The following is a 13,193-nucleotide window of genomic DNA, read 5'->3' as shown; positions in this document are numbered from 1 at the left end:
ATGGTATGATAGCGCTAGTGATATCAGTAAAAGCGAGGGGATTTTTAGATGTTTTATGTAAAAAATCAACGAAATGGGAAAGAAATCTACGATGCAACGACAAACTTAGCCATCGAATATTTCTTATTAAATGAGAAGAAACTCGATGAACCAATTCTGTTATTTTATATTAACGAAAATGCGATTATCATCGGGAAAAACCAAAATACCATCGAAGAAATCAATCAAGATGGTGTTGATAAACTTGGCGTACAAGTCGTTCGTCGTTTCTCAGGTGGTGGAGCCGTATATCACGATATGGGAAATATTTGCTTCTGCTTCATTACAGAAGATGATGGCGATAGCTTCCGTGACTTTGGGAAATTCACAGAACCAGTGATTGAAGCCCTCCATAAGATGGGAGCGACAGGGGCAGAGTTACAAGGACGTAACGACCTTCTGATTGACGGTAAGAAATTTTCTGGAAATGCGATGTATTCAAACAATGGCCGTTTAACAGCGCACGGAACATTAATGTTGGATCTAGATGTGAGCATTTTGCCACAAATTTTACGTCCAAAACAAGAGAAAATCGAGTCAAAAGGAATCAAGTCGGTTCGTTCACGCGTGACAAATATCAAACCGTACTTAGCGCCTGAATACCAAGACTTAGACATCTTACAATTCCGCGAAGTACTCTTGAAAAACATCTTCAATGTGGAAGATACATCAACGATTAAAGAGTATGTTCTAACGGATGAAGACTGGGTGCGTGTAGAAGAATTACGCAGAAAGTACTTCAACAACCCGGATTGGAACTACGGAAAAAATCCAAAATTCGAATTCAAACAGTCCAAACGTACACCAGCCGGACAAATCGAGTTCAGCTTGAATGTTGAAAAGAATGCCATCAAAGACATTAAGATTAACGGAGACTTCTTCGGTCTTGGTGAAATCAGCGATGTAGAAAAAGCCCTTGTAGGCGTAGGATACAACCGCGAAGACTTAACAAAAGCCTTCGAAGCCATCGACATCCGCCGTTACTTCGGTAATGTGACAGTGGACATCCTAGTGAACCTATTACTAGGGGTAGAAGAATAAAATAGAATACTCGGCTACAGTGGCCGATGATGCAACCGAACCTGGCAGTAATGCTGGGTTCTTTTTTATGAAAAGAATAGTCAATTAAAATCCTACAGTATATAATGAAGTAATAATGACTTTTATTTAATTTTTTCGGGAGGAAATGAAATTTGAACGAGCTTGACATCAGATGGACGAAGTTTACTTTTTACAAATTTGTTACGGATTCAAATGGGAAAACCTATGTGATGGATACCCGTACGATATCGAACAAATTATTAGAATTCGGAAACCTTTCGTCTTCTATTAGTGTGGATATGATTGAAATCGATCCAAACAATACAGCATTCGAGCAAAAAGCCACACTGACAAAAGAGTTTGTAGGCCTTACGGGTGCGGTGCAAGTGTTTAGTACACTCACTTTTCGAATGATTACCAATTTTTTTGCAACGAATCCTTTGTATCAGCAACTTTTTATGAAGTTTTTCCTGTTTGCTTGTTCGCTGTTCATTTCTTTTCTTCTTGCAAAGTTTTACTTCTATGTTTATGACAAACAAGCGAAAGAGAACCTTCCGGAACAATCAAAAAGATATAGAGCTACATTTAAAGTGCATTCGCAAAGAAGATTTTCAGGATATCTTTTTGTAGCTATTATTGGCGCTTTATTCTTGGTATTTTTAAGCACGAATAATGGAACAGAAGGAGCGATTCTAGTAATGAATTCGTTACTTTCACTAGTGTTCTTTATTGTTTGTTTAGGGATGTGTCCTGTAGATTTGTATTACAGAGACCAAATATTTATTTTAGAAAGCATTAAAGAGATTTAGTAACGCTATCGTTAATCTAGCTAGGAGGTGATTGAATGGTACAGTTGAAGTTTTCAAATTCGAATATTTTTTCTTTTAAGTTAGTTGTAGGTGTACAGGGAAAGAAATATTTGATGGACCTGAGCTCAGTGCGTCCTAAGAGTGTGATATGGGGCGGTTTACCTGATACCGTTTCGGTCACCGCTTATGAATTAGAGAATGAAAATGTTCAATTCGAACTTAAAAATAAAACAAGTAATGGGTGGAAAGCAGGGGTCATTGTCGCTATTCAACCGCTATTATATACATTGTACAACTTCTTATATAGTTTGTTTGTGAGCTACAAGATTGGTCAGCAACTGGGCATTAAAAGTTTACTGTTTGCCATCTCTATGCTTATTTCATACTTGATTGTTATTACTTTTTTGAACTTTAATAAAAAGAAAGTAATGAATCGATTGGGGCAAAAACGTTCTGTTCAGACATTTGTTTTTAGACCGACTAAGAGAATTTATGATGGTTATTTCATTTTTATAATTAGCTTGGTTTGCTATGTTGTCTATTTATCTTTCAATAATGGTTCTGAGGGAGCGCTTCTGATTGTGAATACAGTACTTTCGATGTTGTGTTTTGCATATACGAATAGTGCAATTCCAGTAGCGGAGTATTACCAAGCAGGCACCTATGAATTAGTTGAAATCAGAGAGGAATAATAATAGGTACTAAAGTTTTTCAGGAGGTGATTGAATGGTACAGTTGAAGTTTTCAAATTCGAATATCGGATGTTATCAGATTGTTGAAGCGTCGAATAAAAAGAGATATGTGGTTGATTCCAGTTCGATAAACTCTAAAGGAACAGTGTGGGGATTTTGGCCTGAAACCATTACTGTTACTGGGTATGAAATCGATAAAAATAATGTTCAATTTGATGTAAGACAAAAACCTCTAGATAGACCAATGACAAGTCTGGTCATAGCGATGCAACCAATCTCTGCTGGATTATATTTCCTTTTGAAAAATACGTTTATTGCTCTGGAAGTTAGTCAACAATGGTTGCTAAAGTTGGCACTGTATCTATTCACGATGATTTTTGCATCTATTTTTGTGAAAATCTCTTTATCACTTTCGCATAAAAAGGCGATGAGAAAATTAGGATCAAATCTTTCAAAATACACGTTTATTTTTAAACCAAAATCAAAGAGAGATTATACCGGATATATATGTTTTGGAATGAATGCTATTTTATTCTTTATATTTCTATATTTAAATGATGGAGCAGAAGTAATTATTTTAATTCTAAATGGAATCATCGCATTGCTAAGTTTTATGCTAACAACAAGTGCAATTCCTGTAGGATATTATGTTAATTCAGGGATGATTGAACTAGTTGAAATCAGAGAGGGATAACAATGAAGAAAGTTCAAAAACTAGGAATCGTGCTACTTGGACTTTGTCTCTTGGCGGGGTGTTTCTTCAAACCACAAATCACGAAGGAGCAACAAAATAATGTGGCCACTCGAATTGTTAGGAACTATGATGTTCAAGAGATTGAGTTTATTAGTTTTACAAAAAATGAGAGCACGGGAAGTTATATTTTGAACGTAAAATTAATAATGATGAGAATAAAGAAATTTCGATGCTATTTAGTGATTTAAAATTTCTTGAACAACCAGATGGAGATTTGTTACTTGGGCCAATTGAGGAGTTCCAGGATATAAAACGTGCAGAACAAATAACTGGTAAGATTGATTTATCAAAAATCAAGATAAAGTACATCGGGGAAAAGTAGGAATTCATATGAAAAAGAAAGCAGCAATAATCGGTAGTGCGCTATTATTATTTACAGTCGGTGGAGTGACAGCACTCAACGTGATTGCTCCAAGTTGGAGAGAGAATACCCTCTTTGCGACAGCAAGAGACGAGCAGTTGGCGTGGCTGAAAGAGCATGAAAAACAAATCTTAGCCTGGGTCAAAAATCATTATCCACAAGTGAATACTATTCAATTTGACTGGAATTCGGTAAAGGTAAGAGCAGTAAGTAATAGTGTGATGAATGTTGGGTATAATTTATCTGTCAAAGGTACTGTAAATGAAATTCCTGAAACGGTAATTTTTGTGGATTTCTTAATGGAGAAAAAAGAGGATGTGCCTAATATGTCTCAAATCGGAATGAACCACTCACCGAGAATAAAAAAGGACGGAGTATTATACGAATACGAGTGATATCTAAAAAGATTGGAGTTTAGATATGAAAAAGAAAACTGCAATCGCAGCAAGCGCCCTCCTGTTACTGACAGTAGGTGGCGTCTCAGCGCTCAACGTCATCAATCCAAGTTGGCGAGAGAACACGATTTTTGCGACGGCAAAAGATAAGCAGTTGGCGTGGCTGAAAGAGCACGAAAAACAAATCGTAGCGTGGATTCACTCAAGATATCCAAAGATAGAAAAAGTACAGTTTGATTGGAAAACTCTAGAAGTCGGCCCCGTGAGCAATGGTGTAATGAATGTTGGATATAACTTGTCGGTTGAAGGGAAGTTTAACGATATTCCAGAAACAGTAATCTGGGTAGATTTCTTATTGGATAGTGCAGACAGCATTCCGGAAATATCAAAAATAACAATGAATCAACCGCCTAGCATTATCAAAGGAAATACTATATATAACTTCGAGTGATTTTTATAATTGAGATTGGAGTTTAGATATGAAAAAGAAAACAGTGATTACAGCAAGCGCCCTCCTGTTACTGACAGTCGGTGGAGTTACAGCGCTTAATGTGATCAATCCAAGTTGGAGAGAGAATACCATCTTTGCGACAGCAAGAGATAAGCAGTTGGCGTGGCTGAAAGAGCATGAAAAAGAAATCGTGGCATGGATTCACTCGAAATATCCGAAGGTAGAAAAAGTGCAGTTCGACTGGAATACATTTGAAGTTGATCCCGTGAGCAATGGTGTAATGAATGTTGGATATAATTTGTCCGTCGAAGGGAAGTTTAATGATATTCCGGAAACAGTAATCTGGGTAGATTTCTTACTGGATAAAGCGGACAGCATTCCTGACTTGTCCAAAATAAGAATGAATCATCCACCTAGAATTCATAAGGGTAAATTGTTGGATATTTATGAGTAAATACTAGAAATGTAGGGATGTTATGAAAAGGAAATTTGTACTAATCGGTAGTACGCTTTTAGTCTTAGCGTTAGGTGGAGTGACAGCCTTGAATGTAACGAATCCAGATTGGAGAGCTAACACCATTTTCGCGTCGACTAAAGATAAGCACTTGGCGTGGCTGAAAGAGCATGAGAACGAAATCGTGGCGTGGATTCAATCTAGGCATCCTAAAATTACCACTGTGAACTTCGATTGGAACACGTATCGAGTAGGAGCTATTAGCAATGGTGTTCAAATAGTTGGGTATAATTTATCCGTAAAAGGAACTTTTAACGATAATCCAGATACTGCTTTATTTATAGATTTTTCTTTAGAAACAAAAGATAGTATACCGGAGATGGTAAATATTCGAATGAATCAACCGCCTAGAATAAAGAAAGGGAATGGTTTTTACATTTTTGACTAACGTCATTGGATTTAGGAGTGTGGGAAAAGTATGAAAAAGAAAGTAGCAATTACAGTTAGCACCCTGCTGTTACTGACAGTAGGTGGCGTCTCAGCGCTCAACGTAATCAATCCTAGCTGGAGAGAGAACACGATTTTTGCGACAGCAAGAGATAAGCAATTGGCATGGTTGAAAGAGCATGAGGAAGAGATTGTGAAATGGATTCATTCAGCATATCCAAAAGTGGAATCCGTGCAATTTGATTGGAATACTTTAAAAGTGAGGCCCGTTAGCAATGGTGTTTCAATAATCGGGTATAATTTGTTGGTTAAAGGTACATTTAACAATATTCCTGAAACGATTATTTTTGTAGATTTTCGTATGGAAACTGCAGACAGTGTTCCAAATATGTCGCAGATTCGAATGAATCAACCACCAAGTATCAAAAAGGCTGATGGTGGAGTGTATTATTTTGAGTAGCCTCCAAAAAAGATGGGAGTACGGATATGAAAAAAAAATTTGTAATTATCGGTAGTACGCTTTTAGTCTTAGTGTTAGGTGGAGTGACGGTTTTGAATGTCACGAATCCAAATTGGAGAGTTAACTCCATTTTCGCGTCGGCTAAAGATAAGCAATTAGCGTGGCTGAAAGAGCATGAAGAAGTGATTGTAAAGTGGATTAAGTCTAGACATCCTAAAATTACCACTGTGAACTTCGATTGGAACACGTATCGAGTGGGAGCCATTAGTAATGGCGTTCAAACAGTAGGATATAATTTATCCGTAAAAGGAACGTTTAATGATAATCTAGATACTGTATTGGTCATTGATTTCAGTCTTAAAAATAAAGATGATATTCCAACAATGAATGATATTGGGATGAATAATCCTCCGAGCATAAAAAAAGGCAAGGGCCTATATATATTTGAGTAGGGCAGTTGAAATGAGTGGGAAGAGTATGAAAAAGAAAGCAATAGTGATCAGTAGTGCACTCTTATTACTGACAGTAGGTGGTGTTACAGCGCTCAACGTGATTGCTCCAAGTTGGCGAGAGAACACCATTTTTGCGACAGCAAGAGACAAGCAATTGGCTTGGTTGAAAGAGCACGAAAAACAAATCGTGGCATGGATTCACTCAAGATATCCAAAGGTAGAAAAAGTACAGTTTGATTGGAAAACTCTAGAAGTCGGCCCCGTGAGCAATGGTGTAATGAATGTTGGATATAATTTGTCAGTTGAAGGAACGTTTAACGATATTCCAGAAACCATTATTTTTGTAGATTTTCTAATGGAAACAGCTGATAGTATTCCAAAAATGTCGCAGATTAGAATGAACCAACCACCAAGTATCAAAAAGGCTGATGGTGGAGTGTATGATTTTGAGTAACCTCCCAAAAGATGGGAGTACGGATATGAAAAAGAAAGCAGTAATTATCAGCAGTTCACTGTTAGTACTAGCACTAGGTGGAGTGACGGCTTTGAATGTCACGAATCCAGATTGGAGAGCTAACACCATTTTCGCGTCGACTAAAGACAAGCAATTAGCATGGTTGAAAGAGCACGAAAAACAAATCGTGGCATGGATTCACTCGAAACATCCAAAAATTAATTCAGTGGAATTTGATTGGGAAACTATGGAAGTTAGCGGAGTATCCAATGGTATAGTAAATACAGAATACAATCTATCTGTAAAAGGTACTTTTAATAATGACGAAAATACGATAATATTCATTGATTTTGGATTAGAAAAAAAGGGATAGCGTACCTAATATGTCAGGAATCAGAATGAATCAACCTCCAAGAATTAGAAGGAATAAAGGTCTATATATTTTTGAGTAAATTAGTTGAGATGAAAAGTGTGGGAAGAGAATGAAAAAGAAAACAGTAATTACAGCAAGCGCCCTCCTGTTACTGACAGTCGGTGGCGTAACAGCGCTCAACGTGATCAATCCAAGTTGGAGAGAAAACACCATTTTTGCGACTACAAGAGACAAGCAGCTTGCCTATCTTAAAGCGCACGAGAAAGAAATCGTAGAGTGGATTCACTCAAAGTATCCGAAAGTAGAATCAGTACAGTTTGATTGGAACACATATCGAGTGGGAGCAGTTAGTAATGGAGTTTCCAATAATGGCTACAAACTAAGTGTAAAAGGTACGTTTAATGATCTCCCGGAAACTGTTCTTTATGTCAGTTTTAGTTTAGATGATGCTGATAGTATGCCAGATATTTCAAGAATGGGGATGAATCATCCACCAGGTATTCGTAAAAATGGTGTCATAATTAATTATGAGTGATTGGAGTTCGTGTATGAAAAAGAAAGCAGCAATTACAGCTAGCGCTCTGCTATTACTGACAGTAGGTGGAGTAACAGCACTCAACGTGATTAATCCTAGCTGGAGAGAGAACTCAATCTTTGCAACGGCAAGAGACAAGCAACTCGCCTATCTTAAAGCGCACGAGAAAGAAATTGTAGCGTGGATTCACTCAGTGTATCCGAAGGTAGAAACTGTTCAGTTTGACTGGGATACTTTAAAGGTGGGCCCAGTGAGCAATGGCGTATCTATCAATGGATATAATTTGTCGGTACGGGGTAAATTTAATAACATGCCGGAGACAGTATTGCACATTGATTTTAAATTAGACAATAAAGACAGTATTCCAAGTGTTTCGAAAATGGGTATGAATAATCCGCCACTTAGAAAAAGTGATGGGATTTGGAAACCATATGAGTAATCAAAATGTTTTGTTTGAAAGGTGAATTTACTAGAGGGAATGAGGGTTATGATGAAAAAGAAAGCAGCAATTACAGCAAGCGCCTTGTTATTACTGACAGTAGGTGGTGTCTCAGCACTCAACGTCATCAATCCAAGCTGGAGAGAGAACACGATTTTTGCGACGGCGAGAGACAAGCAATTGGCATGGCTGAAAGAGCATGAGGATGCGATTGTAAAGTGGGTTCATTCAAGATACCCAAAAGTTGAAACTATTCAATTTGATTGGAATACATTAGAAGTTAGAGCGGTGAGTAATGGAGTGGCCATTATTGGTTACAATTTATCAGTCCAGGGAGTTTTTAATGATAATCCCAAAACTATAATTTTTGTCGATTTCTTGATGAAAAAGAGAGAGGACACTCCAAATTTATCTCAAATTAGAATGAATCAACCTCCGATGATTAGAAGAGGTAAGGTTATCTATAATTATGATTAGTAAAAAGGTGAAACCGTAATGAAAAAGAAAACAGTAATTACAGTTAGCGCTCTGCTGTTACTAACAGTAGGTGGCGTCTCAGCACTCAATGTTATCAATCCAAGCTGGAGAGAAAACACGATTTTTGCGACGGCGAGAGACAAGCAACTGGCATGGCTGAAAGAGCACGAAAAACAAATTGTGAAATGGATGCGCTCAGTATATCCTAAGGTAGAATCGGTTCAATTTAATTGGGATTCTTTAACAGTTGGACCTGTGAGTAATGGAGTATCTAATAATGGATATAATTTGTCAGTCAAGGGAACGTTTAATGAAATTCCAGAAACAGTTATTTGGGTAGATTTTTTAATGTCCGGTGAAGGGGATATTCCACAAATGAGTCAAATTAGAATGAATCAACGTCCTGGTATAAAACGTGGCGGTACGATGTATGACTATGAGTAAAAAGGTGAAACAGCAATTACAGCCAGCGCCCTCCTGTTACTAACAGTAGGTGGCGTAACAGCGCTCAACGTAATTAATCCAAGCTGGAGAGAGAACACAATCTTTGCGACGGCAAGAGACAAGCAATTAGCGTGGCTGAAAGAGCACGAAGAAGAAATTGTGGCGTGGATTCGTTCTAGATATCCAAAAATAGAATCTGTACAGTTTGATTGGAATACTCTAGAGGTTGGAGCTGTAAGCAATGGAATCTTTGCTGAGTCATATAATTTATCGGTAAAAGGAACCTTTAATAATAATCAAAAGACAATAATTTTTATTGATTTTAGATTAGAGCACTCAGATAGCATTCCAGAGATGTCTCGAATAGGAATGAACCATCCTCCAAGAATTAAAAGAGATGGTGGGATTTATATCTACGAATAAAACAATCTATACAAAAAGGAGGGGAAGCCTTGAACAAATTAACTTTTAAAAACTCGATGTCTACGTGCCATAAAATAGTGACAGACTCAAACGGCAAGAGATACATCATGGACACGAGCACCATCAGACCAAATGTGTACGGTTTTGGGATTATTCCAAAACAAGTGAGTGTGGACATGGTTGAGTTCGGCTATCACGATCAAAATTTTGAGTTTAAAGCTAAACCCTCACCAAAGTATATAGGGGCAGTTGCGGCGACACAACCACTAACGACGATACTGTTTAAGATGTTTGAGAATATTTTCTTAAAATATAATATTCATCAGCGAGCTCTTTTGAAATGGGGGATCGTTGCTTTATCGGTATTTATCGCATACTTACTTGTAAAAGTTTACGTCAAACGAGCTCAGAAGAAAGTTGCAGAAAGATTGCTAGAAAACGCAAAACGATATACTGCAACATTTACGTTTAGCAAAAGAAGAGATTTTTCTTATTGGTTTGGAATAGGACTTGTGGCTATTTTTGTGTTTTTATTTATGCGATCAAATAATGGAAGCGAAGGAATTTTATTGATTCCGATTACGATACTATCGTGGTATTTTTTTATCGTTTGGTTAGGCATGACGCCTATTCATTATGACTATGAGAAACAATATATTAGCCTTGTCTCAATCGAAGAGAAAAAGTAAAAACGGAGTGGAATATGGAAGAAGTAACAATCACTAACGCTAATTCGATGTGTTATAAACTGTTGACCGACGCAAAGGGTAATCAATATTTGATGGATGTGAGTACAGTTTCGAATAAACTTTACTGCTTTGGAGTTCAAACAGATAAAGTAACAGTCGATATGATTGGGATCGATAAAAATGATTCAAGGTTTGAACAAAAGAATCTGCAATCAAGTACTTTCGTTGCGATTACAGCAGGAAGTCAATTGTTTGCGAATATAGTGTATCGCTCGTTAACTGAATTCATAAGAGAACAAAAATTACATCAACAAATTATTTTTCAAGTGAGCCTCTTTATGATTTCAATTCTCTTTGCGGCACTACTGATGAAATTATTAGCTACGATGTCAAAGAAATACGTGGCAGACCGATTGCCTACGAATCCAAAGAGATATGTTGCAACATTTAAAACGACGTCCAAACGACATCTTTCGTTTTACATTCCACTTTCCATTAATGTAATTCTTTTTTTATTTTATTTAAGAGCTAGCATTGGTGGAAGTGTGGTACTTTTAGTTTTTAATACTATTTTGACGCTTTGGATTTTGATTGGTTGTTTTGTAGGATTTCCAGTAGATATTCTTTATAAAAACAAGGAATTTCAATTAGAATCCATCAAAGAAAAGTAACGAACAAAAGATGATAGAAGAAATACAATAATCTTTAGGAGTACTCATATGAAGAAAAAGAGAAAAATAGGGAGAATCATAGTAGGGATTCTATTATCATATGTCGCCATAGTACTAATTTCGAAATATCGGGAGAAAGTATATATTCGAGAAGAGTTAAAGAAGCCAGAAGTCATTGCAGTCATTGAAAAAGCCCTAAGAAGTATAGAGAATAATATTATCAGAGAACCTAATGGAATAGTTGTTAGTGATAAAAAGATTAGAAATCAAGATACTAGTGATAGAGGTGTTAGCGAAAACAATATCATCAAATCATATGAAATTGATTATGATAAAACCCAACTGAATTCATGGGGGTTTGGAATTGAAGCTGAAATATCGATAAATGGGAATCCCGATTTAAGAATAGGCTTACTCATCAGTAATAAAGAGAGTACTGGGAGGTTTGAGGACAAGAATAAGGAATCGGAAAATTATCAAATTAACAGCTATTCTATTTCTAGAGAGGCGGATGATTATCTTAGAGACGAAGAAATGAAGAGGCCAGAAATAGTAGCTTTGATAAAAGAAGAGCTTCTAAAGCTGGATCCAGAGGCATTTACTGAGAAGGGGAAAATTCGTTCTTACAAGGTTAATGTGGATAAAATGCCATCTGTAGAGGATAGGGGCCTTAATTCTGAGCTTTTGATTAACGGGAATGAAAACTTGAGAATGAAATTCACTATTATAAAAAAAGACGGGAAATATGAATTTGGTGGTGGTTTTACTTATGAAGAGTTAGATAAGTTCTTGAAACAGTAATCCGTTATGTGCCACAAAAATTAATTAAACCAGCCGAACCTAGCAGTGATGCTGGGTTCTTTTTTACGAGCAAGTATAGTAAAAACGCTGGTGGAGCAGTATAATAAAGATAAATTCAGGAATCCGTTTTTAGGGAGAGGGGCTGTTGGAAATGAGTCAAAAAGCTAGAGAAATTGTCACCATTGCGTTTGGGGTCACTAGTTGCGCAAATGCAATCTATCAGCTAGTATTTCGTCGAGATATCGCACTGTTTTTTTTGAGTGTGATGGTTAGTAGGCTTGCCTTTTATACTTGGGTAAATCGGGATAATCCAGATAAGTTCAAAAGGCTCAATCACGGATTAGTTGTCGTCTTTATTGGGATGGTAGCTGCTACTGCCTTTTTCCTCATCATGAATCATTTTTTTGGATTTGAGCAATGGGAGCCTTGGCAAAAATCCGTCGTTCAATTGTCGTTTATCTTTGGGTTAGTGCCAGTAGTGAATCGATATTTAAAAAAATAATCATTTAACGGAGGTGTCCTATGGCACTTTTACACGTTTCATTCTTTTCAAAAACATTAATGAGAACAATCCCCTTGTCAGTCTACTTACCTAGCGATGCGGTGGATTTTAATAATCAGTATCTTTCCGAAGGGCCGTACAAAGCGTTGATGTTACTGCACGGAGTATTAGGCAGCGAACAGGACTGGGTCAACCAGACGCGAATTCTTCGATACGCAAAAGAGAAAAATCTCGTCTTGATTATGCCTTCGGGGGAAAATCATTTCTACGTAGACCAACCGTGGAACTATACAAACTATGGAGAATTCATCGGGGTGGAGCTTCCAGAAATCTCACGTCGCATGTTTCCTATTTCTCGAAAACGGGAAGACTTAGGCATTGCCGGGCTTTCGATGGGTGGATACGGGGCACTTCGAAACGGCATCAAATATCCCGACACCTTTAGCGTGATTGGGGCGTTCTCTAGCGCGATTAAGAGACAGGCACTTCCACCTGAGGAGATTCCAGAAGCACCGTTCTTTTTAAGAAAAAGCTTTTTGGAGGCGGTCTTCAAAGATGAGGAGACCTTTGTAGCGGAAGGCAATCAGTTGTATCATGCCGTCCAAACAATGGAGCGTAAGGACGCGCTCTCAATTTTTATGGCATGTGGTACGGAAGATTGGCTTTTGGAAGACAATCGTAGCTATAGCAGCTTTTTGAAAGAACAAGGAGTGTCGCTAACGTATAAAGAGTACTTCGGCGGACACGAATGGGATTTCTGGGATTGGTCCATCAAAGAGTTTTTGGATTGGTGGATTCCAGAAGATGCAGACCTAGGCGTGTCTAGCGGGAATGTGAGGTAGAAGATAGCGCGATATTGTTGCAAGCGTCGGGTTTGAATGGTAGAATATTTTGTATATTAGAGCGATGAACAAGAGGAGTAAAATGACTTTGTTTACGAGAGAGGGAAGACTTGGTGCAACTTCCTAGCAAATTCATTTGAAGGTAGCTTGTGAGCTTACTCTACGAAAAGAAGTAATAGAGTACGGAG

Annotated in this window: 24 protein-coding genes and 1 other annotated feature (1 of these 25 only partly in view); all 24 genes read left to right on the top strand. The window is 37.5% G+C overall.

Annotated features, from left to right (window positions below; all coding sequences use genetic code 11):
• The first annotated feature begins 48 nt into the window (after positions 1-48).
• The 24 genes from NQ540_RS07830 to NQ540_RS07715 all read left to right on the top strand — a co-directional run bounded on the left by NQ540_RS07830 (position 49) and on the right by NQ540_RS07715 (position 13,005).
• Positions 49-1,080: a lipoate--protein ligase gene (locus NQ540_RS07830; RefSeq protein WP_005607025.1), complete on the top strand. Its 1,032-nt coding sequence runs from the start codon at positions 49-51 to the stop codon at positions 1,078-1,080.
• A 152-nt stretch (positions 1,081-1,232) separates the two neighbouring features.
• Complete coding sequence (locus tag NQ540_RS07825; protein ID WP_005607023.1) at positions 1,233-1,889, top strand: DUF443 domain-containing protein; 657 nt, start codon at positions 1,233-1,235, stop codon at positions 1,887-1,889.
• 35 nt (positions 1,890-1,924) lie between these two features.
• On the top strand, positions 1,925-2,581 hold the full coding sequence (locus NQ540_RS07820; protein ID WP_005607021.1) for a DUF443 domain-containing protein: 657 nt from the start codon (positions 1,925-1,927) through the stop codon (positions 2,579-2,581).
• Between the two features lie 34 nt (positions 2,582-2,615).
• Entirely contained in the window at positions 2,616-3,275 is a 660-nt protein-coding gene (locus tag NQ540_RS07815) for a DUF443 domain-containing protein (RefSeq protein WP_005607019.1), read from the top strand.
• Between the two features lie 2 nt (positions 3,276-3,277).
• A complete protein-coding gene (locus NQ540_RS07810) occupies positions 3,278-3,523 on the top strand; it encodes a hypothetical protein (RefSeq protein WP_005607017.1) in 246 nt (81 codons plus the stop codon).
• Positions 3,505-3,657 carry a hypothetical protein gene (locus NQ540_RS07805; RefSeq protein ID WP_005607015.1) on the top strand — a complete coding sequence of 51 codons (153 nt, stop codon included), beginning with the start codon at positions 3,505-3,507 and terminating at the stop codon, positions 3,655-3,657. Before NQ540_RS07810 ends, NQ540_RS07805 begins: the two co-directional genes overlap by 19 nt.
• 8 nt (positions 3,658-3,665) lie before the next feature.
• The gene (locus NQ540_RS07800; RefSeq protein WP_005607013.1) at positions 3,666-4,091 is read left to right on the top strand and encodes a hypothetical protein; all 426 of its coding nucleotides are present in this window, start codon (positions 3,666-3,668) and stop codon (positions 4,089-4,091) included.
• 25 nt (positions 4,092-4,116) lie between these two features.
• Positions 4,117-4,542 carry a hypothetical protein gene (locus NQ540_RS07795; protein WP_005607011.1) on the top strand — a complete coding sequence of 142 codons (426 nt, stop codon included), beginning with the start codon at positions 4,117-4,119 and terminating at the stop codon, positions 4,540-4,542.
• 28 nt (positions 4,543-4,570) lie between these two features.
• Positions 4,571-4,996 (top strand): hypothetical protein, encoded by a 426-nt coding sequence (locus NQ540_RS07790; protein ID WP_005607009.1) that lies wholly within the window; start codon positions 4,571-4,573, stop codon positions 4,994-4,996.
• Between the two features lie 22 nt (positions 4,997-5,018).
• Complete coding sequence (locus NQ540_RS07785) at positions 5,019-5,444, top strand: hypothetical protein (protein WP_005607007.1); 426 nt, start codon at positions 5,019-5,021, stop codon at positions 5,442-5,444.
• A 30-nt stretch (positions 5,445-5,474) separates the two neighbouring features.
• Entirely contained in the window at positions 5,475-5,903 is a 429-nt protein-coding gene (locus NQ540_RS07780; protein WP_005607005.1) for a hypothetical protein, read from the top strand.
• A gap of 26 nt (positions 5,904-5,929) precedes the next feature.
• Positions 5,930-6,355 (top strand): hypothetical protein, encoded by a 426-nt coding sequence (locus NQ540_RS07775; RefSeq protein ID WP_005607003.1) that lies wholly within the window; start codon positions 5,930-5,932, stop codon positions 6,353-6,355.
• A 25-nt stretch (positions 6,356-6,380) separates the two neighbouring features.
• Complete coding sequence (locus NQ540_RS07770; protein ID WP_083789004.1) at positions 6,381-6,809, top strand: hypothetical protein; 429 nt, start codon at positions 6,381-6,383, stop codon at positions 6,807-6,809.
• Between the two features lie 25 nt (positions 6,810-6,834).
• On the top strand, positions 6,835-7,182 hold the full coding sequence (locus NQ540_RS07765; RefSeq protein WP_324602847.1) for a hypothetical protein: 348 nt from the start codon (positions 6,835-6,837) through the stop codon (positions 7,180-7,182).
• Positions 7,183-7,291: 109 nt separating this feature from the next.
• Complete coding sequence (locus NQ540_RS07760) at positions 7,292-7,717, top strand: hypothetical protein (protein WP_005606998.1); 426 nt, start codon at positions 7,292-7,294, stop codon at positions 7,715-7,717.
• 13 nt (positions 7,718-7,730) lie between these two features.
• A complete protein-coding gene (locus NQ540_RS07755; protein ID WP_050755101.1) occupies positions 7,731-8,156 on the top strand; it encodes a hypothetical protein in 426 nt (141 codons plus the stop codon).
• 51 nt (positions 8,157-8,207) lie between these two features.
• On the top strand, positions 8,208-8,633 hold the full coding sequence (locus NQ540_RS07750; protein ID WP_050755100.1) for a hypothetical protein: 426 nt from the start codon (positions 8,208-8,210) through the stop codon (positions 8,631-8,633).
• Between the two features lie 18 nt (positions 8,634-8,651).
• Entirely contained in the window at positions 8,652-9,077 is a 426-nt protein-coding gene (locus tag NQ540_RS07745) for a hypothetical protein (RefSeq protein WP_005606992.1), read from the top strand.
• A gap of 15 nt (positions 9,078-9,092) precedes the next feature.
• Positions 9,093-9,500 carry a hypothetical protein gene (locus NQ540_RS07740; protein ID WP_083789002.1) on the top strand — a complete coding sequence of 136 codons (408 nt, stop codon included), beginning with the start codon at positions 9,093-9,095 and terminating at the stop codon, positions 9,498-9,500.
• 29 nt (positions 9,501-9,529) lie between these two features.
• Entirely contained in the window at positions 9,530-10,189 is a 660-nt protein-coding gene (locus NQ540_RS07735) for a DUF443 domain-containing protein (protein ID WP_039849138.1), read from the top strand.
• A gap of 14 nt (positions 10,190-10,203) precedes the next feature.
• Complete coding sequence (locus NQ540_RS07730) at positions 10,204-10,860, top strand: DUF443 domain-containing protein (protein ID WP_005606987.1); 657 nt, start codon at positions 10,204-10,206, stop codon at positions 10,858-10,860.
• A gap of 48 nt (positions 10,861-10,908) precedes the next feature.
• A complete protein-coding gene (locus NQ540_RS07725) occupies positions 10,909-11,661 on the top strand; it encodes a DUF1310 family protein (RefSeq protein ID WP_005606986.1) in 753 nt (250 codons plus the stop codon).
• A 145-nt stretch (positions 11,662-11,806) separates the two neighbouring features.
• The gene (locus NQ540_RS07720; RefSeq protein WP_039849136.1) at positions 11,807-12,163 is read left to right on the top strand and encodes a hypothetical protein; all 357 of its coding nucleotides are present in this window, start codon (positions 11,807-11,809) and stop codon (positions 12,161-12,163) included.
• Between the two features lie 20 nt (positions 12,164-12,183).
• On the top strand, positions 12,184-13,005 hold the full coding sequence (locus NQ540_RS07715) for an alpha/beta hydrolase (protein WP_039849135.1): 822 nt from the start codon (positions 12,184-12,186) through the stop codon (positions 13,003-13,005).
• A gap of 55 nt (positions 13,006-13,060) precedes the next feature.
• Positions 13,061-13,193: a binding site (T-box leader), on the top strand (it continues 82 nt past the right edge of the window).

Source organism: Granulicatella adiacens ATCC 49175, from assembly GCF_025150565.1.
Taxonomy (GTDB): domain Bacteria; phylum Bacillota; class Bacilli; order Lactobacillales; family Aerococcaceae; genus Granulicatella; species Granulicatella adiacens.
The sequence above is the reverse complement of the archived record's forward strand: the minus strand, read 5'-3'. Positions and strand labels throughout refer to the sequence as shown.